24 protein-coding genes and 1 tRNA gene are annotated in these 22,890 nt (G+C 60.2%); 24 read left to right on the top strand and 1 reads right to left on the bottom strand.

What is annotated here, in order from left to right:
- Positions 1-36: 36 nt before the first annotated feature.
- Positions 37-534: an outer membrane protein assembly factor BamE gene (bamE, locus tag KO538_RS02600; RefSeq protein WP_034750022.1), complete on the bottom strand. Its 498-nt coding sequence runs from the start codon at positions 532-534 to the stop codon at positions 37-39.
- Between the two features lie 185 nt (positions 535-719).
- Here bamE and rpsO point away from each other — a divergent pair, with 185 nt between their 5' ends.
- From rpsO to nuoL, 24 genes are all read left to right on the top strand, one after another.
- Positions 720-989, top strand: a complete 270-nt coding sequence (gene rpsO, locus KO538_RS02595; protein ID WP_010399743.1) for a 30S ribosomal protein S15 — start codon at positions 720-722, stop codon at positions 987-989.
- Positions 990-1,209: 220 nt separating this feature from the next.
- Entirely contained in the window at positions 1,210-3,327 is a 2,118-nt protein-coding gene (gene pnp / locus KO538_RS02590) for a polyribonucleotide nucleotidyltransferase (RefSeq protein ID WP_034750019.1), read from the top strand.
- A gap of 216 nt (positions 3,328-3,543) precedes the next feature.
- A complete protein-coding gene (locus tag KO538_RS02585; RefSeq protein WP_070302204.1) occupies positions 3,544-4,236 on the top strand; it encodes a hypothetical protein in 693 nt (230 codons plus the stop codon).
- An 8-nt stretch (positions 4,237-4,244) separates the two neighbouring features.
- On the top strand, positions 4,245-4,541 hold the full coding sequence (locus KO538_RS02580; RefSeq protein ID WP_219327401.1) for a hypothetical protein: 297 nt from the start codon (positions 4,245-4,247) through the stop codon (positions 4,539-4,541).
- 121 nt (positions 4,542-4,662) lie between these two features.
- Complete coding sequence (locus tag KO538_RS02575) at positions 4,663-6,615, top strand: methyl-accepting chemotaxis protein (protein ID WP_219327400.1); 1,953 nt, start codon at positions 4,663-4,665, stop codon at positions 6,613-6,615.
- A 153-nt stretch (positions 6,616-6,768) separates the two neighbouring features.
- Complete coding sequence (locus KO538_RS02570; RefSeq protein ID WP_034750006.1) at positions 6,769-6,978, top strand: hypothetical protein; 210 nt, start codon at positions 6,769-6,771, stop codon at positions 6,976-6,978.
- Between the two features lie 108 nt (positions 6,979-7,086).
- Positions 7,087-7,848, top strand: coding sequence for a GIN domain-containing protein (locus KO538_RS02565; RefSeq protein ID WP_219327399.1), 762 nt, complete (start codon positions 7,087-7,089; stop codon positions 7,846-7,848).
- Positions 7,849-7,912: 64 nt separating this feature from the next.
- Positions 7,913-8,521: a tetratricopeptide repeat protein gene (locus tag KO538_RS02560; RefSeq protein WP_034750002.1), complete on the top strand. Its 609-nt coding sequence runs from the start codon at positions 7,913-7,915 to the stop codon at positions 8,519-8,521.
- A 71-nt stretch (positions 8,522-8,592) separates the two neighbouring features.
- Positions 8,593-9,573: an NAD(P)H-quinone oxidoreductase gene (locus tag KO538_RS02555; protein WP_219327398.1), complete on the top strand. Its 981-nt coding sequence runs from the start codon at positions 8,593-8,595 to the stop codon at positions 9,571-9,573.
- Positions 9,574-9,645: 72 nt separating this feature from the next.
- Positions 9,646-10,395: a triose-phosphate isomerase gene (gene tpiA, locus KO538_RS02550; RefSeq protein ID WP_072452727.1), complete on the top strand. Its 750-nt coding sequence runs from the start codon at positions 9,646-9,648 to the stop codon at positions 10,393-10,395.
- A gap of 28 nt (positions 10,396-10,423) precedes the next feature.
- Entirely contained in the window at positions 10,424-10,828 is a 405-nt protein-coding gene (secG, locus tag KO538_RS02545; protein WP_034749996.1) for a preprotein translocase subunit SecG, read from the top strand.
- 202 nt (positions 10,829-11,030) lie between these two features.
- Positions 11,031-11,115 (top strand) — tRNA-Leu (locus KO538_RS02540).
- A gap of 177 nt (positions 11,116-11,292) precedes the next feature.
- Positions 11,293-11,652 carry an NADH-quinone oxidoreductase subunit A gene (locus KO538_RS02535; protein ID WP_010399734.1) on the top strand — a complete coding sequence of 120 codons (360 nt, stop codon included), beginning with the start codon at positions 11,293-11,295 and terminating at the stop codon, positions 11,650-11,652.
- Between the two features lie 3 nt (positions 11,653-11,655).
- Positions 11,656-12,132, top strand: coding sequence for an NADH-quinone oxidoreductase subunit B family protein (locus KO538_RS02530; RefSeq protein ID WP_010399733.1), 477 nt, complete (start codon positions 11,656-11,658; stop codon positions 12,130-12,132).
- Between the two features lie 17 nt (positions 12,133-12,149).
- Positions 12,150-12,743: an NADH-quinone oxidoreductase subunit C gene (locus tag KO538_RS02525; protein WP_072452729.1), complete on the top strand. Its 594-nt coding sequence runs from the start codon at positions 12,150-12,152 to the stop codon at positions 12,741-12,743.
- On the top strand, positions 12,743-13,996 hold the full coding sequence (locus KO538_RS02520; RefSeq protein WP_034749992.1) for an NADH-quinone oxidoreductase subunit D: 1,254 nt from the start codon (positions 12,743-12,745) through the stop codon (positions 13,994-13,996). The genes KO538_RS02525 and KO538_RS02520 overlap by 1 nt, the downstream gene beginning before the upstream one ends.
- A gap of 12 nt (positions 13,997-14,008) precedes the next feature.
- Complete coding sequence (nuoE, locus tag KO538_RS02515; RefSeq protein ID WP_035820520.1) at positions 14,009-14,488, top strand: NADH-quinone oxidoreductase subunit NuoE; 480 nt, start codon at positions 14,009-14,011, stop codon at positions 14,486-14,488.
- Positions 14,485-15,780 (top strand): NADH-quinone oxidoreductase subunit NuoF, encoded by a 1,296-nt coding sequence (gene nuoF / locus KO538_RS02510; RefSeq protein WP_010399729.1) that lies wholly within the window; start codon positions 14,485-14,487, stop codon positions 15,778-15,780. The genes nuoE and nuoF overlap by 4 nt, the downstream gene beginning before the upstream one ends.
- A gap of 22 nt (positions 15,781-15,802) precedes the next feature.
- Positions 15,803-18,136, top strand: a complete 2,334-nt coding sequence (gene nuoG / locus KO538_RS02505; protein ID WP_219327397.1) for an NADH-quinone oxidoreductase subunit NuoG — start codon at positions 15,803-15,805, stop codon at positions 18,134-18,136.
- A complete protein-coding gene (nuoH, locus tag KO538_RS02500; RefSeq protein ID WP_219307130.1) occupies positions 18,136-19,218 on the top strand; it encodes an NADH-quinone oxidoreductase subunit NuoH in 1,083 nt (360 codons plus the stop codon). The genes nuoG and nuoH overlap by 1 nt, the downstream gene beginning before the upstream one ends.
- A 14-nt stretch (positions 19,219-19,232) precedes the next feature.
- Entirely contained in the window at positions 19,233-19,721 is a 489-nt protein-coding gene (gene nuoI, locus KO538_RS02495) for an NADH-quinone oxidoreductase subunit NuoI (protein ID WP_010399726.1), read from the top strand.
- 65 nt (positions 19,722-19,786) lie between these two features.
- Positions 19,787-20,419 carry an NADH-quinone oxidoreductase subunit J gene (locus KO538_RS02490; RefSeq protein ID WP_034749981.1) on the top strand — a complete coding sequence of 211 codons (633 nt, stop codon included), beginning with the start codon at positions 19,787-19,789 and terminating at the stop codon, positions 20,417-20,419.
- The gene (nuoK, locus tag KO538_RS02485; RefSeq protein WP_010399724.1) at positions 20,416-20,724 is read left to right on the top strand and encodes an NADH-quinone oxidoreductase subunit NuoK; all 309 of its coding nucleotides are present in this window, start codon (positions 20,416-20,418) and stop codon (positions 20,722-20,724) included. Before KO538_RS02490 ends, nuoK begins: the two co-directional genes overlap by 4 nt.
- A 46-nt stretch (positions 20,725-20,770) precedes the next feature.
- Complete coding sequence (gene nuoL / locus KO538_RS02480) at positions 20,771-22,870, top strand: NADH-quinone oxidoreductase subunit L (RefSeq protein WP_219327396.1); 2,100 nt, start codon at positions 20,771-20,773, stop codon at positions 22,868-22,870.
- Positions 22,871-22,890: the final 20 nt, after the last annotated feature.

Genomic DNA, 22,890 nt, shown 5'->3' with positions numbered 1-22,890 from the left:
TTTGGGGTAGGTGCTAGTCTTAGTGCAAGATGCTCGTCACCAGAAGAAGCGCCGCTCTTCCTTGGCCGGATCTGGCCCGTTCATCATCATGCGCACGATGCCGTCGTGGTCGAAGTGCACGTGCATCATGGAATCCCACACGCCCGATTCCTTGTAGCGGTAGGACCAGACGTGCAGTTTCGGCAGCGACAGGTATGAGGTTTCCGTCGGGCGGCCCAGGGTGTGCAGCACGTCTTGCTGAGTCGACACGCCCACCTTGATGCGGGCAAAGCCTGGCGTGTCGAGCACTTGCTCGTAGGAAATTAACCTGTCGTCGGGGCCGAAGCGGGCCATATACGTGTACTGGCCGTACGGTCCCGTCGCGTATTCGAGTTCGGGACCCGTGGGTAGCTGGTAGATATTCGTGGGCCGGCCCAGGCGCGCTTCCACGGCGGCGCGCGGCTCGCCCGGCTGGGGCGGCGGGACGTTCCAGCTGGCGCAGCCGGCCAGCGCGGCAAACAGCAGCGGTGTTGCTGATTTGAGCAGTTTTTTCATGTTTGACCTCCTGAAATGCAGGAAAACCCTATCATGCACCGAGAAAAGCGCGCACGGCAGGATACAGGCGGGCATTTTTCCGATATACTTGCGCGTCTGGTTGGAAGCATAGGCCAGTATTTTAATAATCGTAGTTCACGGTGGATAGGGTTCAGACTCTGTGCACCGCATGTGAAAGGTTTATCATGACAGTAGAAAACATCAACAAAGCCGCTATCATCGCGGACAACGCACGTGGTCAAAACGACACCGGCTCCCCTGAAGTGCAAGTTGCACTGCTGACAGCTCGCATCAACGAACTGAACGGCCACTTCAAAGCCCACTCGAAAGATCACCACTCCCGCCGCGGCCTGATCATGATGGTCAACCGTCGTAAGAGCCTGTTGTCCTACCTGAAGGCTAAAGACGCTACCCGTTATCGCGACCTGATCGCTAAACTTGGTCTGCGCAAGTAATTTTTGCCGTACAAGGTTTATACAGAAATGCCTGCGCCAGTTCGCTGACGCGGGCATTTTGTCATTTGAATTCCGGATTTATGTCGAGAAGTACAGTATTCTCTACCGATATCATGTTTTAAAAGTAAAGTAGTAAAGGCGGCAACGAAGTTTTCGCCGCCTGTGGTGAGGTGAACGACAGCCCCTGAAAATCTGTCGGCAATTAGAAAAGGGATACCCCATGTTTAACAAAGTTACGAAAACCTTCCAGTACGGTCAACATCAAGTGACCCTGGAAACCGGCGAAATCGCACGTCAGGCATCCGGCGCAGTGCTGGTGTCGATCGAAGATACCGTCGTTCTGGCAACGGTAGTGGCACGCAAAGATGCCAAGCCAGGCCAGGATTTCTTCCCTTTGACGGTTGATTATGTCGAGAAAACCTATGCTGCCGGTAAAATCCCGGGCGGTTTTTTCAAGCGCGAAGGCCGTCCTTCCGAAAAAGAAACACTGACCTCCCGTCTGATCGACCGTCCTATCCGTCCGCTGTTCCCGGAAGGCTACCTGAATGAAGTGCAAGTCATCATTCACGTGTTGTCGGTCAACCCTGAAATCGATCCGGACATCGCCGCCATGATCGGCGCATCGGCTGCCCTGTGCGTATCGGGCGTGCCTTTCAACGGTCCTATCGGCGCCGCGCGCGTCGGTTACGCCAATGGCCAGTACATCCTGAACCCGACCGTCCAGCAACTGAAAACGTCGGAAATGGACCTGGTTGTCGCCGGTACCGAAACGGCTGTGCTGATGGTCGAATCGGAAGCGAAACAGCTGTCCGAAGAAATCATGCTGGGCGCCGTGGTCTTCGGCCACGACCAGATGAAAGTCGTCATCGACGCGATTCACGACCTGGTGCGTGACGGCGGCAAGCCGGAAGTCGAATGGGCGCCTGCGCCGAAAAACGAAGCACTGATCGCCCGCGTCGCGCATTTCGCCAACGCCAAGATCAATGACGCGTATCAAACCAAGGACAAGCAGGAACGTACGGCCAAGCTGAAAGCAGCGACGTCGGAAGTGATCGCCGACCTGTCGGCTGAAGTGGCTGCCAACGGCGGCGCGGCTATCGACAGCGCTGAAGTGAACAACATCCTGTTCGACATCGAAGCGAAAATCGTGCGTACGCAAATCCTGGACGGCGAGCCACGCATCGACGGCCGCGACACGCGCACCGTGCGTCCGATCTCGATCCGCACCAGCGTGCTGCCACGCACCCACGGTTCGGCCCTGTTCACGCGCGGCGAAACGCAAGCGCTGGTCGTGGCAACTTTGGGCACCGCCCGCGACAGCCAGAAGATCGATGCGCTGATGGGCGAGTTCACCGATTCGTTCATGCTGCATTACAACATGCCTCCGTTCGCCACCGGCGAAACGGGCCGTGTCGGTACGCCGAAACGCCGCGAAATCGGCCACGGCCGCCTGGCCAAGCGCGCGCTGATCGCCGCCCTGCCAGCAGCTGAAGAGTTCAGCTACTCGGTGCGTCTGGTATCGGAAATCACGGAATCGAACGGTTCCTCGTCGATGGCTTCCGTCTGCGGCGGCTGCCTGGCACTGATGGACGCCGGCGTGCCGATGAAAGAACACGTGGCCGGTATCGCCATGGGCCTGATCAAGGAAGGCGGCAAGTTTGCCGTGCTGTCCGACATCCTGGGCGACGAAGATCACCTGGGCGACATGGACTTCAAGGTAGCCGGTACCCGCAACGGTATCACGGCGCTGCAGATGGACATCAAGATCATGGGCATCACCAAGGAAATCATGCAAGTGGCACTGGCGCAAGCCAAGGAAGGCCGCGAGCACATCCTGGGCGAAATGCAAAAAGCCATGCCGCACGTCAAAACCGAACTGTCCGATTTCGCACCGCGTCTGATCACCATCAAGATCAACCCGGAAAAAATCCGTGACGTGATCGGCAAGGGCGGCGCCGTGATCCGTGCGCTGACCGAAGAGACGGGCACCCAGATCGACATCAGCGACGAAGGCGTGGTCACCATCGCTTCCGTCGACGCTGCTGCCGGCCAGGAAGCCAAGCGCCGCATCGAAGAACTGACCGCTTCCGTCGAAGTGGGCAAGACCTACGAAGGCACCGTGCTGAAACTGCTGGACTTCGGCGCCATCGTCCAAGTCATGCCAGGCAAGGACGGCTTGCTGCACATCTCGCAGATCGCCAACGAGCGCGTCAACGCCGTGGCCGACTACCTGAAAGAAGGCCAGCTGGTGCGTGTAAAAGTTCTGGAAACGGACGACCGCGGCCGTCTGAAACTGTCGATGAAAGCTGCTGAAGGCAACGAAGCGCCAGCCGCTTAATTTCCTTCAGGTTCGCCTGAATGCGGCCTCGGCCGCATGATCAAAACCGCCAGCGCGCAAGCCCTGGCGGTTTTTTTTTGCGCCGCGTTTGCGCTGCATCGAAAGTGTGTGTCGACGTGTGCATCGGCCTTGATACAGCGCGTATCGGCCGCTGCCGCTCCTTGTAGATTCGGAAAGGGAATCTTCCCCTGAACGAGTCTTCCAAGGAGATGCAGCATGCGCACATTCCGCGGGCTGGCCGCCGCCTTTCTGCTTGCCGTTTCGCCCTGCACCTGGGCACAGGCTGACGACGCACCGACGCCGGTGCCGCTGCCCATCCCCATCGCCGCTGCATCCGCAGCCATGCCGGCGCAAGACCTCGACGCCTTGCGCGCCGTGCATGCGCGCGAAATCAATGACCTCAGCACCTTCAAGACCATCGGCCTGCAGCGCCCGGTGATCGACGGCTGGCTGGAGGGTGAGGACGGGCAGCAATTCCTGGCCCAGCTGCGCGCGGCCGATCCGGGCGCGCCGGCGGAGACGATTTATGCGCGGGCCGTTGAGCAGCTGGCGTCCGGCAATAAGTTGCCGACCGTCTGGCTGATCGATATTCCGCTCTACAAGGTAGTGCCGCACGGACAGAGCGTCTTGCGCTATTCGCCATACTTCACCACTATCGGGCAGTTGCAAGGCAGCGACGAGTGTGACTCGCTGGCAGACTGCTTCGGCTTGCCGCTCAGGAGCGAAGCGCCGCTGTATGATGTGTATGAGGTCACGCCTAACGGGACCGTGACGGTGTTTGTCAGCTCGGTGGCGCCGACCGAAGAGCTGGGCGGCCTGGTGCGGCGCAAGGGTGGCGCCTTGCAATACCTGTTGCCCAATCGCAAGCTGTGGTCGGCGCCCGTGCTGGTGGGCACCATCAAGAATTAGGAGTGAACATGGATCAGTCGCGCCTGCAAGCCTGTACTACCGAACTGGAACAGTTGCTGGCCCGCCTGGCGGGCGCCGATACGGAAGTGGCCGACCTGCGCAGCGCGCTCGAGCCGCTGCTGGCTCTGGCAGGCAGCGGAGGCTTGAGCGCACCGCTGCCGTGGGGCGATATCCCGGGCGGGCGCTACTTTAATGAAGGCAGTCTGCGCCGCTATGCCGAGCTGGAGCAGGCATTTGCCCGTTTCCGCATCGAGGCGACGGGTGGCGACTCGCCGGCCCTGCGCAAGCTGCGCGGCGAGATATGATTTATATATGGTATCAATTGTTGTTTATGGGTAATTGACTGTCGGTATTGCTTGACGACAAAATCTTATTCCCCGACCATGGTGCATCCCTCCCGATTTCCTCTTTTTTATTGGATGCACCATGTTGTCCTCCCTTAAGGCGCGGCTGATCGCCATCGCCGTTTCCATCGTCGTGCTGGCCATGCTGGCCGTCGCCATTGCCAATTTCTTCACGACGCGTTCCAGCACCCTGGCCGCGCTCGACACGCAGATGCTGCAGTTGTCGCACAGCCACGCGCAAGCCATCGCCGAATGGCTGCGTTCCAAGCAAGCCGTCGTGGGCTCGCTCAAGCAGGGCGCCACGGCGGCCGATCCGCTGCCGGCCCTGAAGGCAGCCGAACAGGCGGGCACCTTCGACATGGCATATATCGGCTTTGCCGACAAGCACGCCGTGTTTTCGCAGGAGCGCAAGCGCGCCGCCGACTACGATCCTACGGCACGCCCCTGGTACAAGCTGGCGTCCGAAGTAGGCGGCCCCATCATCACGGCGCCATACATCGGCGCCAGCACGGGCAAGCTGGTGGTGACGTTTGCCGAGCCGCTGGGCGGCAAGGGCAGCGTGACGGGCGTGATGGCGGCCGACGTGATGATGGATGCGGTAGTGCAAAACGTCGCCTCGATCAAGCCGACGGCGTCCAGCTATGCCTTCCTCGTCGATGGCGGCGGCAAGATCATCGCCCATCCGGATAGCAAACTGACTCTGAAACCGCTGGCCGAACTGGATCCGGGCCTGAGCGCGCAGGCGCTGGCCGATATTGAAAAGAGCGGCGATGGCGCCGCCATTCGCCTCGGTGACCGGAACGGTATCTTGCATGTAAGTAAAGTGCCGGGAAGCGACTGGCTGCTGGCTACCGTGCTCGACCGTGCAGAAGCGACGCAGGCACTGAGCTCCATGCTGCGCGCGTCGGCCCTGACGGCCTTGCTGGTGCTGGCCCTGGCCGCCACGGTATTGAGCGTACTGGTGGCGCGCGCCTTGCGCCGCCTGGGTCTGGTGCGCGATGCGATGGAAGCGATCGCCACGGGCGACGGCGACCTGACCAGCCGCCTCGATGCGGAAGGCGCGGACGAGCTGGCGCAGATCGCCAAGGCATTCAACTTGTTCGTCGAAAAGATCGCCACCGTGCTGGTGCAGATCCGCAGCATCAGCACCCTGGTGCGCAGCGAGTCGGCCGATATTGCCGCCGGCAATGCCGACCTGTCCTCGCGCACGGAAGCGCAGGCGGGCGCGCTGGAAGAGACGGCCAGTTCGATGGATGAGCTGACGTCGACCGTCAAGCAGAATGCGGAAAACGCGCATGCAGCCAACGAGTTGGCCGTGTCCGCCTCGGAAGTGGCGGCCAAGGGTGGCCGCGTGGTGCAGCAGGTGGTGGGCACCATGGCCGGCATCCAGGAAAGCTCGCGCAAGATCGTCGACATCATCGGCGTGATCGACGGTATTGCCTTCCAGACGAACATCCTGGCGCTGAACGCGGCCGTCGAGGCGGCGCGCGCGGGCGAGCAGGGCAGGGGGTTTGCCGTGGTGGCGTCCGAAGTGCGCAACCTGGCGCAACGCTCCGCCGGCGCGGCAAAGGAAATCAAGGAATTGATCGGCGATTCGGTGGAGAAGGTCGATGCGGGCGGCCGCCTCGTCGATGAGGCGGGCCAGACCATGGACCAGGTGGTGGCCTCGGTGCAGCAATTGACAACCATCATGAGCGAGATCACGGTGGCCAGCCGCGAACAGAGCGCCGGCATCGGCGAGATCAATACGGCCGTCACGCACATGGATACCATGACGCAGCAAAACGCGGCCCTCGTCGAGCAAGCGGCTGCCGCCGCGGAAAGCCTGCAGGAGCAGGCCGTGGACCTGGCGCAAGCCGTCGGCATGTTCCGCCTGGGCGATGCGGGCCCTGTCGCGGCGTCCGCGCCCGTGACGCGCCTCAAGGCGAAGCCAGCCGTTCGTGCCCTTGCGCCGCGTGCGCCGGTCCGCGCGCCGTCGCCAGTCAAACCGGTCAAGGCGGCCAAGTCCGGCGCCGACGAGTGGGAAGAGTTTTAAGAAGACGCTTAGCGATCTGCACGTTCATCCGCGTTTTTGTCAGGCCAGCCTGCCAAAAATGCAGTTCGTCGCAATCGGCGTGTCTGCCGGGGGCGGTATGGCTATAGTGACACCATACCGCAAGCCCACTGCCAGACACCCGAGGAGAACAACATGAACGTCGCTAAAAACATGGAAGTCATTGCCGTTGCCGCCGCCATCGTGCTTGGCGCCAGCTGCTACGCCATCGCCCCGGCCGCTCCGGCCCTGCAAGTGGCCAGTTCCACGGCCACCCTGGCCGCGCCAGCGAACAAGGCTGCCATGCAAGTGGTGGTCGTCAAGGCCAAGCGCCTGAGCGCTGCCGAAAAAGCCCGTTTTGCATAATTGATTGTCAGCCATTTTCGGCGCTGCTACAGTGGTGCTGCGCGAGCAATGCAGGCGCCCCACGCGGGCGCCGCGACACATAAAAACAAGATACCGAGGATGCACTACATGAAAAAGATTCTGCAATTGGCGCTGCTGTTCCTGGCGACATTGGGCCTGGTGCGCGGCGTGGCCGCCGAGACCCGCTTGCTGGAAATGCGCAACGTCGACGCCCGCATCGTGCGCGTCAAGCTCGATGGCGTGATGGAAGTGCGCATTCGCCAGGGCAACGTGGCTTCGCTGAGCATCACGGCCGACAAGCGCTACATCGCCGATGTCAGCACGGCGCAAAGCGGCGATACCCTGCACATCGAAACGGAGGTGCGCGGCTTCAAGATCGGCCCCTCGTCGATCCGCGCCGACCTGGTCCTGCCGAACCTGCGCGAGCTGAGCTCGGAAGGCTTTGGCAGCACCGATATCACGGGTTTCAAAGGCGAGGAGCTGACCTTGTCGCTGGAAGGGGCGGGCAGCATCAAGCTGGTGGGCGACTACCGCAAGCTCAATGCCAGCCTGGGCGGCGTGGGCAGCATGCAGATATGGATAGGCAACAATGAGCGCGCGGAGCTGGACCTGCAGGGCGCGGGTTCCGTGATGCTGGGTGGACGCGGACGTATCCTGAAAGCGAGCCTGGGCGGCCTGGGCAGCCTGAATGCGCAGCAGTTTGAAGTCGATGCCGTCAATCTGGAATTGAGCGGCCTGGGCAATGCCACGGTGAATGCCCATACGAATGCCAAGCTGAACCTGAGCGGACTCGGCTCGGTGGTGGTGTACGGCAAGCCGGCCAACCGCGATGTCAGCGTCGAGGGCCTGGGCAAAGTCAGCTGGAAGTAAACGCATCCTGCCGCAGGCTTTATTGGCAGAACAAGAATAAGTAGTCAGACCACATCCCATTCCGATGAAAAAACTGATCATTACATTACTCATGCTGTTGGCGATACAGCTGCCCGCGCGGGCTGGCTTCGTCGAAGGCGCCAGTGCCTACAACAACAAGAATTACGCGCTGGCCTACAAGGAAATCCTGCCACTGGCCAAGACCGGCAACGCCGATGCCCAGCATTTGCTGGGCTTGATGTATTACATGGGCCGCGGCTTGCCGCAGGATTACAAGCAAGCCATGTTCTGGCACCGCAAGGCGGCCGACCAGGGCAAGGCCGACGCCCAGTATGTGGTGGGCGCCATGTATTACACGGGCAACGCCGTGCTGCAGGACCACAAGCAGGCCGTCAGCTGGTTCCGCAAGGCGGCCGAGCAGAACCACGCCGAGGCGCAACAGGTACTGGGCCTGATGTACCGCTACCACATGGGCGGCGTGCAGCAGGACAACGTCATCGCCTACATGCTGTGGAACCTGGCGGCGGCGAACGGCAACGCGAATGCGGCCGACCAGCGCGCCGCCGTGGTGCGCAAGATGACGCATGAGCAAGTCGAGGAAGGACAGGCCCTGTCGGCGAAATGGAAGCCGGGTACGCCGCTGCCGCGCCAGTCGAAGACGGGCGGCGCATAGGGAAGGGGGCTTGCCTGCAAGGGTGAACGGCTTGGCGTACAATCGCCGTTTTCCCTTGAAAGAGTCCCGCCATGCGTGCAGTTGCCATCAGCCAGCCAGGCCCCGCCGACGTTTTGCAGATCGTCGAGTGTCCCGTTCCCGCCTTCAAAGCGGGCGAACTGCTGATCAAGGTGCACGCGGCCGGCATCAACCGTCCCGACGTGCTGCAACGCCTGGGCAAGTATGCGCCGCCAGCCGGTGCGTCCGATTTGCCTGGCCTGGAAGTGGCCGGTGAAGTCGTCGATGGCGATTTCAGCAATACCGCATTCAAGAAGGGCGACCTCGTCTGCGCGCTGGTGCAGGGCGGCGGCTATGCCGAATACTGCGCCGCACCCACCGGCCAGTGCCTGCCCTTGCCGAAGGGATTGACTGCGCTGGAAGGCGCGTCCCTGCCCGAGAACTTCTTTACCGTCTGGAGTAATGTCTTCGACCGCTGCGCGTTGCTTGAGGGTGAAACGTTATTGGTGCAGGGCGGTACATCAGGCATTGGCGTGACGGCCATTCAATTGGCGGCCGCGCTGGGCCACCGCGTGTTCGCCACGGCCGGCAGCGACGAGAAGGCGCGCGCCTGCGAAGCGCTGGGCGCCGAACGGGGCATTAACTACCGGACGGAAGATTTCGCCGCCGTCGTCAAGGAGCTGACTGGTGGCAAGGGCGTCGACGTCATCCTCGATATGGTCGGCGGCGACTACCTGCCGCGCGAAATCGATTGCCTGGCCGACGATGGCCGTATCGGCCTGATCGCCGTGCAGGGCGGCACCAGGGCGGAACTGGACCTGGGCGCCTTGCTGCGCCGTCGCCTGACGGTGACGGGTTCCACTTTGCGTCCCCGTTCCGTCGCCTTCAAGGCGGCCATCGCGAATCACCTGCGCACGACCGTCTGGCCGCTGATCGAGGCGGGCAAGATCAAGCCCGTGATCTATAAAACTTTCCCGTTGGAAAAAGCCAACGAGGCGCATGCCTTGATGGAAGCGAGCACGCACGTGGGCAAGATCATGTTGCAAGTTGCTTGAAACGGGGCACTGCCTGTTTGACCGGCATCGGTGCCGGAGTTAGAATGACGGGTTATTAGAATTTAGGCTACTATGCGTCGCAAACTCGTCGTCGGAAATTGGAAAATGAACGGCAGTCGCACCTCGAACGCGGTGTTATTGTCTGAAATAGTTGCTGGCCTGGCTGCCTCTGGCGCCGCCAGCGCCGTCTGTGTGCCTGCGCCGTATCTGGCGCAGTGCCAGGCGCAATTGGCAGGCACGGCTCTCGGCTGGGGTGCGCAGGATGTGTCCGCGCATGCCAGCGGCGCCTACACGGGAGAAATCTCGACCGCCATGCTGCAGGATTTCGGATGCGGCTATGTGGTGATCGGGCATTCCGAGCGCCGCGCCTACCATGGCGAGAGCGATGCGCAGGTGGCGGCCAAGACGGTTGCGGCGCTGGCGGCGGGCATCACGCCTATCGTCTGCATCGGCGAAACCCTGGCGCAGCGCGAAGCGGGCCAGACCGATACGGTCGTGGCGCAGCAGCTGGGCGCCGTGCTGGCGGCGATTTCCGCCGACGACGTGGCGAAACTGGTGCTGGCCTATGAGCCGGTCTGGGCCATCGGCACGGGCAAGACGGCCACGCCGCAAATGGCGCAGGACGTGCATCAGGTGTTGCGCGGCCAGCTGGCGGCAAAGAATGCGGTAGCAGCGGCCGGCGTGCAGATCCTGTACGGCGGCAGCATGAAGCCGGAGAACGCAAAAGAATTGATGGCGATGCCGGATATCGATGGCGGTCTGATCGGTGGGGCAGCATTGAAGGCGGCGGATTTCCTGGCAATTATTCACGCCGCTGATTGAATTAATTTAAACTAAGAATGGAATTGCAATGAACATGATGTTCAATCTGGTAGTGGTAGTACAGGTTATTTCGGCATTGTCGATTATCGCGCTGGTGTTGTTGCAGCACGGTAAGGGCGCCGACATGGGCGCCGCCTTCGGTTCGGGCGCCTCGGGCAGCCTGTTCGGTGCGACGGGTTCGTCGAACTTCATGTCGAAATCGACGGGCGTCGCCGCCGCGATCTTCTTCGGCGCCACCCTGGCCCTGTCGCTGATGGCCAATCAGCGCGCCACGACGGTCGGCGGCGGCGTGATGGATAAAGTCGTCAAGCCAGTGCCGGTCACCGGCGCGGGCGCGATCCCGACGACGGTGCCTGCTGCAGCTCCGGCTGCCAGCGCTCCAGCGGCGGCGGCACCGGTTGCCAGCACCCCGGCAGGCGCGATTCCGAAGTAATTTAGTATTTACTGAGTAGTAACTCGATACCTCATCGAGAGTAATTCTCATTACGGGCAGATTATTGCTCAATGTTTCAGCAGCGCGGCAGGAAAAAATCGTGGCGCGCTGGAAGATGTAAAAATTTATCGTTTTTATCTGTGTTTTGATGCATTTGTGCATTAACTTTAGCGGCAAAGCAGAGTAGAATACGGGCCTTACCGCCGACGTGGTGAAATTGGTAGACACGCTATCTTGAGGGGGTAGTGGCGAAAGCTGTACGAGTTCGAGTCTCGTCGTCGGCACCAGAAATCAGAAGCCAGCAACGGCGCACGAGCCATGGCTCGTACAAAGTTGCTGGCTTTTTTTACGAGGATGTGTCGTTCGATCCTGGTCTTAGCTTTGATTGGGGTCGTGCGTTAGATACGCTGCAAATGATCGCAGCGTCCTCATTTAACCGATCGTTCAATATAAGCTCATCAATCGTGAACCTCGAAAATTACTTCCCCGTCCTGCTGTTCATTATTATCGGCCTTGGTGTCGGTATCGCTCCCCAGCTCCTGGGGCGCCTGTTAGGTCCTAACAAGCCTGACGCAGCAAAACTCTCCCCGTACGAATGTGGCTTTGAAGCATTCGAAGACGCGCGCATGAAATTTGATGTGCGCTACTATCTGGTCGCAATCCTGTTTATTTTGTTCGATCTGGAAACGGCATTCTTTTTCCCATGGGGCGTTGCAATGCGCGACCTGGGCTGGGCCGGTTTCGTCACGATGATGGTGTTCATCGCTGAATTCGTCGTCGGATTTTGGTACATTTGGAAGAAAGGTGCCCTTGACTGGGAATAAGCCATGGCTATTGAAGGCGTATTAAGCGAAGGTTTCATCACCACCTCGGCCGACAAGCTGATCAACTGGGCGCGCACCGGGTCTATGTTCCCGATGACGTTCGGTCTGGCCTGCTGTGCGGTCGAAATGATGCATGTGGGCGCAGCCCGCTACGATATGGACCGTTTCGGCGTCGTGTTTCGTCCGTCGCCGCGTCAGTCCGACGTCATGATCGTTGCCGGCACCCTGTGCAACAAGATGGCGCCGGCCCTGCGCAAGGTCTACGACCAGATGGCAGAGCCACGCTGGGTCATCTCGATGGGTTCCTGCGCCAATGGCGGCGGGTACTACCATTACTCCTATTCCGTGGTGCGCGGTTGCGACCGCATCGTGCCCGTCGACGTGTATGTGCCTGGCTGTCCTCCGACCGCTGAAGCCTTGCTGTACGGCATCATGCAGTTGCAGAACAAGATCAAGCGTACCAGCACGATCGCACGCTAACCGGGCCGCTTCAGATTATGACAACACATTTAGAAGTATTGCAAAACGCCCTCGGCACTGCCCTGGGCGATCGCGTTAGCACGACGGTTGCGCTGGGCGAAGTCACCCTGGTCGTCAAGGCCGAGGACTACCTGGCCGTGATGCAGACCTTGCGCGACGATCCGGCCCTGCATTTCGAGCAGCTGCTCGACCTGTGCGGCGTCGACTACTCGACCTATGGCGACGGTAGCTGGGATGGCCTGCGTTTCGCGGCCGTCTCGCACTTGCTGTCGGTCAAGCACAACTGGCGCGTGCGCGTGCGCGTGTTCGCGCCGGACGACGACATGCCGCTGCTGCCCTCCGTGGTCGGCATCTGGCGCGCCGTCAACTGGTACGAGCGCGAAGCGTTCGACCTGCTGGGTATCCTCTTCGAAGGCCACAACGACTTGCGCCGCCTGCTGACCGACTACGGTTTCATCGGCCATCCGTTCCGCAAGGATTTCCCCGTCTCCGGCTATGTCGAGATGCGTTACGATCCGGAACAAAAGCGCGTGATTTACCAGCCCGTGACGATCGAGCCGCGGGAAAACGTGCCGCGCGTGATCCGCGAAGAACATTACGGGATGAAATAATGGCTGAGATTAAGAACTACACCCTGAACTTTGGGCCACAGCATCCGGCCGCGCACGGTGTGCTGCGCCTGGTGCTGGAGATGGATGGCGAAGTCATCCAGCGCGCCGACCCGCATATCGGCCTGCTGCACCGCGCCACCGAAAAGCTGGCCGAACAGAAGACCTATCTGCAATCCGTGCCGTACATGGACCGTCTCGACTATGTGTCGATGATGTGCAATGAACACGCGTACGTGATGGCCATCGAAAAGATGCTGGGCCTGGAAGTGCCGCTGCGCGCGCAATACATCCGCGTCATGTTCGACGAGATGACGCGTATCCTGAACCACCTGATGTGGCTCGGCACCCACGCGCTGGACGTTGGCGCCATGGGCCCGTTCCTGTATTGCTTCCGCGACCGCGAAGACCTGTTCGACGCCTACGAGGCAGTCTCGGGCGCGCGCATGCACGCGGCCTACTACCGTCCGGGCGGCGTGTACCGCGACCTGCCGGACGCGATGCCGCAGCACAAGGCCTCGATCATCCGCAACGCCAAGGCGATCGGCAAGCTGAACGAAAACCGCCAGGGTTCCCTGCTGGACTTCATCGAAGACTTCGCGCGCCGCTTCCCGAACTCGGTGGACGAGTACGAAACCCTGCTGACCGACAACCGTATCTGGAAACAGCGTACCGTCGGCATCGGCGTGGTCTCGCCGGAAGATGCGCTGGCCATGGGCTTTACGGGCGCCATGCTGCGCGGCTCGGGCGTGCAATGGGACTTGCGCAAGAAACAGCCGTACGAAGTGTACGACCTGATGGATTTCGACATTCCTATCGGTACCAACGGCGATTGCTACGACCGCTACCTGGTCCGCGTGGAAGAGCTGCGCCAGTCGAACCGCATCATCAAGCAATGCGTGGAGTGGCTGCGCAACAATGAAGGTCCTGTCATGACCAGCAACCGCAAGGTGGCGCCTCCGGGCCGCGTCGACATGAAGACCAACATGGAATCCTTGATTCACCACTTCAAGCTGTTTACGGAAGGTTTCCACGTGCCGCCAGGCGAAGCCTACAGCGCCGTGGAACATCCGAAGGGCGAGTTCGGCGTATACCTGGTGTCCGATGGCGCCAACAAGCCGTACCGCATGAAACTGCGCGCGCCAGACTACGCTCACTTGCAGTCGCTCGACGAAATGGCGCGTGGGCACATGCTTGCCGACGCCGTGACCATCATCGGGACGCAAGACATCGTGTTCGGCAGTATTGACCGCTAAGAGGCAAAAAGTATGTTGTTATCAGAGCAATGCTATAAGAAAATTGACCGCGAGCTGGCCAAGTACCCGGCCGACCAGCGTCAGTCGGCCGTCATGGCCGCGCTGGCCCATGCCCAGGATGAACTGGGCTGGCTGGCGCCGGAAACCATGAAGGAACTGGCCGACTACATCGGCATGCCGGCGATTGCCGTGCAGGAAGTGGCCACGTTCTACAATATGTACAACGTGAAACCCGTGGGCAAGCACAAGATCACCGTGTGCACCAACCTGCCATGCGCCCTGTCGGGCGGCGTGCGCGCTGCAGAGTACCTGAAGCAGAAACTGGGTATCGATTTCCGCGAAACCACCGCAGACGGCCAGTTCACCCTGGTTGAAGGCGAGTGCATGGGTGCTTGCGGCGATGCGCCTGTCTTGCTGGTCAGTAATAAAACCATGTGCAGCTGGATGTCGAACGAGAAGATCGACGCCATGCTGGAGGAACTCAAGAAATGACGTCACTCCACAACCGCCATATCGATCCATTGATCCTGAAGGATCTGGATGGCAAGAACTGGCATTTGCAAGATTATGTGAACCGCGGCGGCTATTCGGCCCTGCGGCGTATCCTGGAAGAGAAAATCACGCCGGAACAGATCATCGCCGACCTCAAGGCGTCGTCCTTGCGCGGCCGTGGCGGCGCGGGTTTCCCTACCGGCTTGAAGTGGAGCTTCATGCCGCGCCAGTTCCCGGGCCAGAAATACCTCGTCTGCAATACAGATGAAGGCGAACCGGGCACTTTCAAGGACCGCGACATCATTCGTTACAATCCCCATGCGCTGATCGAAGGCATGGCCATTGGCGCTTATGCGATGGGCATCACCGTCGGCTACAACTATATCCACGGTGAAATCTTCCAGGAATACCTGCGTTTCGAAGAAGCGCTGGAAGAGGCGCGCGCCGCCGGCTTCCTGGGCGACAAGATCATGGGCAGCGAGTTCTCGTTCCAGTTGCATGCGCACCATGGTTATGGCGCCTACATCTGCGGCGAAGAAACGGCCCTGCTGGAGTCCTTGGAAGGCAAGAAAGGCCAGCCGCGCTTCAAGCCGCCTTTCCCTGCCTCGTTTGGCCTGTACGGCAAGCCGACGACGATCAACAACACGGAAACCTTCGCGGCCGTGCCATTCGTGCTGAATATCGGTCCAGAGAAATACCTGGCGATGGGCAAGCCGAACAACGGCGGTTCGAAGATCTTCTCGATCTCGGGCGACGTGGAAAAACCGGGCAACTATGAAGTGCCGCTCGGCACCCCGTTTGCGACCCTGCTGGAACTGGCAGGCGGCATGCGTGGTGGCAAAAAGATCAAGGCCGTAATCCCTGGCGGTTCGTCCGCTCCGGTGATCCGCGGCGACATCATGATGCAGACCGACCTGGACTACGACTCGATCGCGAAAGCCGGTTCGATGCTGGGTTCGGGCGCCGTCATCGTGATGGACGAAACACGCTGCATGGTAAAGGCGCTGGAACGCCTGTCCTACTTCTACTTTGAAGAATCGTGCGGCCAGTGTACGCCTTGCCGTGAAGGCACAGGCTGGATGTACCGCATGGTGCACCGCATCGAGCAGGGGCAGGGTCGTCCAGACGACCTGGACATGCTCAACTCGATCGCCGACAACATCCAGGGCCGCACCATTTGCGCGCTGGGCGATGCGGCTGCCATGCCGGTACGGGCCTTCATTAAGAATTTCCGTGAAGAATTTGAATATCATATCGAGCACAAGCATTGCTTAGTGCCCGCATATATCTAAGCTGCGTCAGGTAACGATCACCATGGTTGAAATCGAAATAGACGGCAAAAAAGTCGAAGTCCCTGCTGGTAGCATGGTGATGGACGCCGCCAACAAATTGGGAACCTACATTCCGCACTTCTGCTATCACAAGAAATTGTCGATCGCAGCGAACTGCCGCATGTGCCTGGTCGAAGTGGAAAAGGCGCCCAAGCCTTTGCCCGCTTGTGCGACCCCGGTCAGTGCCGGCATGATCGTGCGCTCCGCCAGCGATAAAGCTGTGCAGGCGCAAAAGTCGGTCATGGAATTCTTGCTGATTAACCACCCGCTCGATTGCCCTATCTGCGATCAGGGCGGCGAATGCCAGTTGCAAGACTTGGCAGTGGGTTACGGCAAGAGCGAGTCGCGCTACAAGGAAGACAAGCGCGTCGTCACGCCGAAGGAAGCCGGTCCGCTGGTCTCCATGCAAGAGATGTCGCGCTGCATCCAGTGCACCCGCTGCGTACGCTTTGGCCAGGAAGTGGCCGGCGTGATGGAGCTGGGCATGATCGGCCGCGGCGAGCACTCGGAAATCGTGTCCTTCGTCGGCCAGTCGGTCGACTCGGAACTGTCGGGCAACATGATCGACCTGTGCCCGGTTGGCGCACTGACCTCGAAGCCGTTCCGCTACAGCGCCCGTACGTGGGAACTGTCGCGCCGCAAATCGGTCAGCCCGCATGACGGCCTCGGTACGAACCTGATCGTGCAAGTGAAAGCTGGCAAGGTCAAGCGCGTATTGCCGCTGGAAAACGAAGCCGTCAACGAGTGCTGGATCTCGGACAAGGACCGTTTCTCGTACGAAGCGCTGGACAGCGCTGAACGCCTGACTTCCCCGATGCTGAAACAAGGCAACGAGTGGAAAGAAGTCGATTGGCAAACCGCGCTGGAATACGTGGCGCACGGTTTGAAAAACATCAAGCACGAGCATGGCGCTGACGCCATCGCCGCGCTGGCAACGCCGCATTCGACCGTCGAAGAGCTGGTCCTGCTGCAAAAAGTGGCCAACGGTCTCGGTTCCGAGAATGTCGACTTCCGCCTGCGCCAGACCGACTTCGCGCTGGACGCCGGCGTCAAGCCATGGCTGGGCATGCCGATCAACGAATTTGGCCAGATCAAGCGCGCCTTCGTCATCGGCTCGTTCCTGCGCAAGGATCACCCATTGCTGGCCACGCGTTTGCGCGCGTCCGTCAAGGGCGGCGCCAAGCTGTCGATCCTGCACGCCTCGGACGATGATCAATTGATCACCATCGCCAACAAGATGATCGTGGCGCCAAGCGATTGGCTGGCGGCCTTGTCGGAAGTGGTCGTCGCTGTTGCCAAAGCCAAAGAAATCGCCGCGCCAGCCGGTTTTGAAGCGGTCACCGCTTCGGACGTGGCAGTGGCCATCGCCGCGAGCCTGATGGCTGGCGACCATGGCGCCGTGCTGCTGGGTAACGCGGCAACGCAACACCCGCAAGCGTCGCAACTGCATGCTGCCGCGCAATGGATCTCCGAACAGACGGGCGCCAAGCTCGGTTACCTGACGGAAGCGGCCAACACGGTAGGCGCGCACCTGGTCGCCAAGCCGCGCGCGAATGTGCAAGCTGCCTTTGCCGTGCCGAAAAAAGCCTACGTGCTGCTGCACGCCGAGCCGGAACTCGATGCCGCCAATCCACAAGCGGCCCGCGCCGCCCTGGATGGCGCCGACATGGTCGTGGCCATGTCCGCCTTCAAGCACGGCATGGAGTACGCCGATGTCTTGCTGCCGATCGCCCCGTTCGCTGAAACCTCGGGCACCTTCGTCAACTGCGAAGGCCGCGCGCAAAGCTTCAACGGCACCGTGAAACCGCTGGCGGAAACCCGTCCAGCCTGGAAAGTGCTGCGCGTCCTGGGCAACATCCTGGGCCTGGCCGGTTTCGACTACGACACATCCGAAGCGATCCGCGACGAAGCGTTTGGCGCCGGCGTGACCGATCTGTCGGCACAGCTGAACAACATCGCCAAGAACGCACCGGAAGCGGCTTCGTACGCACCGGCATCGCCTGCGCTGCAACGCATCGCCGACGTGCCGATCTACTTCGCCGACGCGCTGGTACGCCGCTCCGAACCGTTGCAACGCACGGTCGATGGCGCCGCGCCGCAAGCCCATTTGTCCGCCGAACTGGCTGGCAAGCTGGGCATCAAGGCGGGCGACAAGGTCAAAGTGGCGCAAGGCTCCGGCAGCGCCATCCTGGTGGCGGCTATTCACGCCGGCCTGCCAGCCAATGTGGTCAAAGTGTCGGCGGCGCATGCCTCGACGGCTGGCCTGGGCGGCATGTTCGGTGACATCACAGTTGAAACAGCAGAGGGGAAAATCTGATGGCTCTGCCTGAATTTGTAAACGTCATCAACAGTACCGGCCAGGATTTGCTGGGCGCTACCTGGCCGTTCTTCTGGACCCTGATCAAGATCCTGTGCGTGCTGTTGCCGCTGATGGGCCTGGTTGCTTACGCCACCCTGTGGGAGCGCAAGCTGATCGGCTGGATCCAGATCCGCGTCGGCCCGAACCGCGTGGGTCCATTGGGCTTGCTGCAACCGATCGCCGATGCGCTGAAGCTCTTGTTCAAAGAGATCATCATCCCGGCCAAGGCCGCCAAGGGCCTGTTCGTCATCGGCCCGATCATGACCATCATGCCGGCCCTGGCCGCCTGGTCGGTCGTGCCGTTCGGTCCGGAAGCCGTGCTGGCCAACGTCAACGCGGGCTTGCTGCTGCTGCTGGCGATTACCTCGATGGAAGTCTACGGCATCATCATCGCCGGCTGGGCCTCGAACTCGAAGTACTCGTTCATGGGCGCCATGCGCGCTTCGGCACAGATGATTTCGTATGAAATCCCGATGGGCTTCGTGATGGTCATCGTGCTGATGGTCTCGGGCAGCCTGAACTTCATCGACATCGTCGGCGGCCAGCAAATCGGCTACTTTGCCGACAAGGGCGTGAACTTCCTGTCGTGGAACTGGCTGCCGCTGCTGCCGATGTTCGTCATCTACATGGTGTCGGGCCTGGCAGAAGCCAACCGTCACCCGTTCGACGTCGTCGAAGGCGAGTCGGAAATCGTTGCCGGCCACATGGTCGAGTACTCGGGCATGGCCTACGCCATGTTCATGCTGGCCGAATACGCCAACATGATCCTGATCGGCGCGCTGACTTCGATCATGTTCCTCGGTGGCTGGTCCGCACCATTTGCCTTCCTCGAGTTCTGGGGTGGTTTCGGCGGCTTCTTCTGGCTGTTCGCCAAGACCTTCTTCATCGTGTCGGTGTTCATCTGGGTACGCGGTACTTTCCCACGCTACCGTTATGACCAGATCATGCGCCTCGGCTGGAAAGTGTTTATCCCGTTGACGCTGGTCTACCTGGTCTTCGTCGCTGCCTGGATGCAGACATCCTGGAATATTTGGAAGTAAGAGAGTGCATACGAATGGATAAGGTAAAAGATTTCTTCAGCAGCCTCTTGTTAGGCGAGCTGATCAAGGGCATGGCGCTGACAGGCAAGTACATGTTTTCGCGCAAGATCACGGTGCAATTCCCGGAAGAGAAGACACCGATCTCGCCGCGTTTCCGTGGCTTGCACGCGCTGCGCCGCTACCCGAACGGCGAGGAACGTTGCATCGCCTGCAAACTGTGCGAAGCGGTTTGCCCGGCGATGGCCATCACGATCGAATCGGAACAGCGTGACGACGGCTCGCGCCGCACCACGCGTTACGATATTGACTTGACCAAGTGCATCTTCTGCGGTTTCTGCGAAGAGTCCTGCCCGGTCGATTCGATCGTCGAGACGCAAATCCTGGAATACCACGGCGAGAAACGCGGGGATTTGTATTACACGAAAGAGATGTTGCTGGCCGTGGGTGATCGTTATGAAAATGACATCGCCGCTGCGCGCGCCGCCGACGCACCTTATCGCTGATGGATGCGCCGTAGCCACTGGCTGCGGCGCGCCCCTCGTTCATCTGTACGTCTATTGGGTTTTTTATGGACTTTAAAACAATTTTGTTTTACGCCTTCGCGCTGATCTTGATTCTGGCAGCGACGCGCGTCATCACGGCCCGTAATCCGGTCCACGCAGTACTGTTCCTGGTACTGTCCTTCTTTTCCGCAGCGGGCATCTGGATGCTGCTGCAAGCTGAATTCCTGGCCATCGTGCTGGTATTGGTGTACGTCGGCGCCGTGATGGTGCTGTTCCTCTTCGTCGTCATGATGCTCGATATCAATATCGACCGCATGCGCGAAGGCTTCTGGGGCTACCTGCCTTTGTCGGTGACGGTGGGCGTGATCATCGTGCTGGAAATGGCCGCTGTCCTGTGGCACGGTTTCCGCAACTTTGCGCCTAGCATCGCGCCGGTCAACGTCAACCTGGGCGGCACCAAGGAACTGGGCCTGCTGATCTACACGGAATATGTGTTCGCCTTCGAGATCGCCGCCGTCGTGCTGCTGGTGGCCATCGTTGCCGCGGTCGCGCTGACCCTGCGCAAACGCAAGGACACCAAGCACTTTGCTCCAGGCGATGCCGTGCGCGTCAAGCGTAACGACCGCCTGAAGATCATCAAGATGGACGCGGTTGTCGAGCGTCCTGCGGCTGAGCCGGAAGTTAAGGAGGCACCATGACATTATCGCTCACACATTTTCTGGTCCTGGGCGCGATCCTGTTCGCAATCTCGATCGTCGGTATTTTCCTGAACCGCAAGAACATCATCGTATTGCTGATGGCAATCGAATTGATGCTGCTGGCGGTGAATATGAATTTCATCGCGTTCTCCCATTTCATGGGCGACGCGGCCGGTCAGATCTTCGTTTTCTTCATCCTGACGGTTGCCGCCGCTGAGTCGGCTATCGGTCTGGCTATTCTGGTGGTGATGTTCCGTAATCTGGATACCATCAACGTCGAAGACCTGGACAGCCTCAAAGGCTGATGTTTTTCAGACTCGATCTCTCGAATAATAACGATTAAGGTTCATCATGGCGGGGCAACTCCTCAACCCTAACCTCCTTCTTGCCGTACCGCTGGCGCCGCTGGCCGGTGCCGCGATTGCAGGCTTGCTTGGCACCCAGTTCCTGGGTAATTTGGTCGGACGCAAGACGTCGCATACCGCGACGATCCTGGGCGTACTGATTGCGTTCATCCTGTCCGTGCAGACACTGCTGGCAGTGATGGATGGCGCGACATTCAATGGCACGATCTATAACTGGATGACGATCGGCACCCTGAAGATGGAAGTGGGCTTCCAGATCGATTCGCTGTCGGCGATGATGATGTGCGTGGTCACCTTCGTCTCCCTGATGGTGCACATCTACACGATCGGCTACATGAAGGACGACGAAGGCTACAACCGCTTCTTCGCCTACATCTCGCTGTTCACGTTCTCGATGCTGATGCTGGTCATGGCCAACAACTTCCTGCAACTGTTCTTCGGTTGGGAAGCCGTGGGCCTGGTCTCTTACCTGCTGATCGGTTTCTGGTACCAGCGTCCGACGGCGATCGTGGCCAACATGAAGGCTTTCCTCGTCAACCGCGTGGGCGACTTCGGCTTCATCCTCGGTATCGGCCTGCTGCTGGCTTACGCCGGCACCATGAACTACCAGGAAGTGTTCGCCAAGAAAGACGAACTGGCGCTGTTGAGCTTGCCAGGTACCGACTGGGCCCTGTTGACCGTAGCCTGCATCTGCCTGTTCATCGGCGCGATGGGCAAATCGGCGCAGTTCCCGCTGCACGTGTGGCTGCCTGACTCGATGGAAGGTCCTACCCCGATTTCGGCACTGATCCACGCCGCGACGATGGTGACGGCCGGTATCTTCATGGTCTCGCGCATGTCGCCGCTGTTCGAACTGTCCGACACGGCACTGTCCTTCATCCTGGTGATCGGCTCCATCACGGCGCTGTTCATGGGCTTTTTGGGCATCATCCAGAACGACATCAAGCGCGTCGTTGCTTATTCGACCCTGTCGCAGCTCGGTTACATGACCGTGGCGCTCGGTTCGTCCGCGTACTCGGTGGCCGTGTTCCACCTGATGACGCACGCATTCTTCAAGGCACTGCTGTTCCTGGGCGCCGGTTCCGTCATCATCGGCATGCACCACGATCAAGATATCCGCAACATGGGCGGCCTGCGCAAGTACATGCCGATCACGTGGATCACGTCATTGGTCGGTTCGCTGGCCCTGATCGGCACGCCGCTGTTCTCCGGTTTCTACTCGAAAGACAGCATCATCGAAGCCGTCGAAGCGACGCACATCTGGGGCGCTGGCTTTGCCCAGTTCGCCGTGCTGGCTGGCGTGTTCGTCACCGCCTTCTACTCGTTCCGCATGTATTTCCTCGTCTTCCATGGCAAGGAACGTTTCGGCCAGGCGCATGCGCACGGTCACGACGACCATCACGTACCGAAAGCGGCCCATGGCGCGCACGGCGATGCACATGACGATCATCACGAGGAAGAGGAAGACGACCACGCGCACCACGGTCTGGAACCTGGCCAGAAGCCGCACGAGTCCCCATTCGTCGTCTGGTTCCCGCTGGTGATGCTGGCGATCCCGTCGCTGATCATCGGCTACCTGACGATCGGCCCGATGCTGCATGGCGATTTCTTCAAGGGCGTGATCTTCGTCGGCGAAAACCATCCAGCAATGGAAGAGTTGTCGCATGAATTCCACGGCGCAATGGCGATGGCGATCCACGGCCTGTCGACGGCACCGTTCTGGCTGGCATTGTCCGGCGTGGTGGCAGCCTATTACTGCTACATGGTCAACCCGCGCGTACCGGCCTGGTTCTTTGCCAAGTTCCACGCGATCCACACCCTGCTGGACAACAAGTACTACATGGACAAGTTCAATGAAGTCGTGTTCGCCGGCGGTGCCCGCTTGCTGGGTAATGGCCTGTGGAACTTCGGTGACAAGAAGCTGATCGATGGCCTGCTGGTCAACGGTAGCGCCAAGGTCGTCGCCTGGCTGTCCTCGCTGTCGCGAGTGCTGCAGACCGGCTACATCTATCACTATGCATTCGTGATGATCCTGGGCGTGCTGGGCTTCCTGATCTATTTCCTGCCATTCTGGCCCGCTAAGTAAGCTGACCTGATAAAAGAATA

Origin of the sequence: Janthinobacterium sp. NKUCC08_JDC (assembly GCF_019345575.1) — a bacterium.
Lineage (GTDB): Bacteria > Pseudomonadota > Gammaproteobacteria > Burkholderiales > Burkholderiaceae_D > Janthinobacterium > Janthinobacterium aestuarii.
Note: the sequence above shows the minus strand (reverse complement) of the source record. Positions and strands in the feature narration are given on the sequence as shown.

Bases quoted from the DNA above. Each gene is read 5' to 3' on its own strand.
- bamE (WP_034750022.1), bottom strand. From the start codon at position 534: ATGAAAAAACTGCTCAAATCAGCAACACCGCTGCTGTTTGCCGCGCTG.
- rpsO (WP_010399743.1), top strand. From the start codon at position 720: ATGACAGTAGAAAACATCAACAAAGCCGCTATCATCGCGGACAACGCA.
- pnp (WP_034750019.1), top strand. From the start codon at position 1,210: ATGTTTAACAAAGTTACGAAAACCTTCCAGTACGGTCAACATCAAGTG.
- KO538_RS02585 (WP_070302204.1), top strand. From the start codon at position 3,544: ATGCGCACATTCCGCGGGCTGGCCGCCGCCTTTCTGCTTGCCGTTTCG.
- KO538_RS02580 (WP_219327401.1), top strand. From the start codon at position 4,245: ATGGATCAGTCGCGCCTGCAAGCCTGTACTACCGAACTGGAACAGTTG.
- KO538_RS02575 (WP_219327400.1), top strand. From the start codon at position 4,663: ATGTTGTCCTCCCTTAAGGCGCGGCTGATCGCCATCGCCGTTTCCATC.
- KO538_RS02570 (WP_034750006.1), top strand. From the start codon at position 6,769: ATGAACGTCGCTAAAAACATGGAAGTCATTGCCGTTGCCGCCGCCATC.
- KO538_RS02565 (WP_219327399.1), top strand. From the start codon at position 7,087: ATGAAAAAGATTCTGCAATTGGCGCTGCTGTTCCTGGCGACATTGGGC.
- KO538_RS02560 (WP_034750002.1), top strand. From the start codon at position 7,913: ATGAAAAAACTGATCATTACATTACTCATGCTGTTGGCGATACAGCTG.
- KO538_RS02555 (WP_219327398.1), top strand. From the start codon at position 8,593: ATGCGTGCAGTTGCCATCAGCCAGCCAGGCCCCGCCGACGTTTTGCAG.
- tpiA (WP_072452727.1), top strand. From the start codon at position 9,646: ATGCGTCGCAAACTCGTCGTCGGAAATTGGAAAATGAACGGCAGTCGC.
- secG (WP_034749996.1), top strand. From the start codon at position 10,424: ATGAACATGATGTTCAATCTGGTAGTGGTAGTACAGGTTATTTCGGCA.
- KO538_RS02530 (WP_010399733.1), top strand. From the start codon at position 11,656: ATGGCTATTGAAGGCGTATTAAGCGAAGGTTTCATCACCACCTCGGCC.
- KO538_RS02525 (WP_072452729.1), top strand. From the start codon at position 12,150: ATGACAACACATTTAGAAGTATTGCAAAACGCCCTCGGCACTGCCCTG.
- KO538_RS02520 (WP_034749992.1), top strand. From the start codon at position 12,743: ATGGCTGAGATTAAGAACTACACCCTGAACTTTGGGCCACAGCATCCG.
- nuoE (WP_035820520.1), top strand. From the start codon at position 14,009: ATGTTGTTATCAGAGCAATGCTATAAGAAAATTGACCGCGAGCTGGCC.
- nuoF (WP_010399729.1), top strand. From the start codon at position 14,485: ATGACGTCACTCCACAACCGCCATATCGATCCATTGATCCTGAAGGAT.
- nuoG (WP_219327397.1), top strand. From the start codon at position 15,803: ATGGTTGAAATCGAAATAGACGGCAAAAAAGTCGAAGTCCCTGCTGGT.
- nuoH (WP_219307130.1), top strand. From the start codon at position 18,136: ATGGCTCTGCCTGAATTTGTAAACGTCATCAACAGTACCGGCCAGGAT.
- nuoI (WP_010399726.1), top strand. From the start codon at position 19,233: ATGGATAAGGTAAAAGATTTCTTCAGCAGCCTCTTGTTAGGCGAGCTG.
- KO538_RS02490 (WP_034749981.1), top strand. From the start codon at position 19,787: ATGGACTTTAAAACAATTTTGTTTTACGCCTTCGCGCTGATCTTGATT.
- nuoK (WP_010399724.1), top strand. From the start codon at position 20,416: ATGACATTATCGCTCACACATTTTCTGGTCCTGGGCGCGATCCTGTTC.
- nuoL (WP_219327396.1), top strand. From the start codon at position 20,771: ATGGCGGGGCAACTCCTCAACCCTAACCTCCTTCTTGCCGTACCGCTG.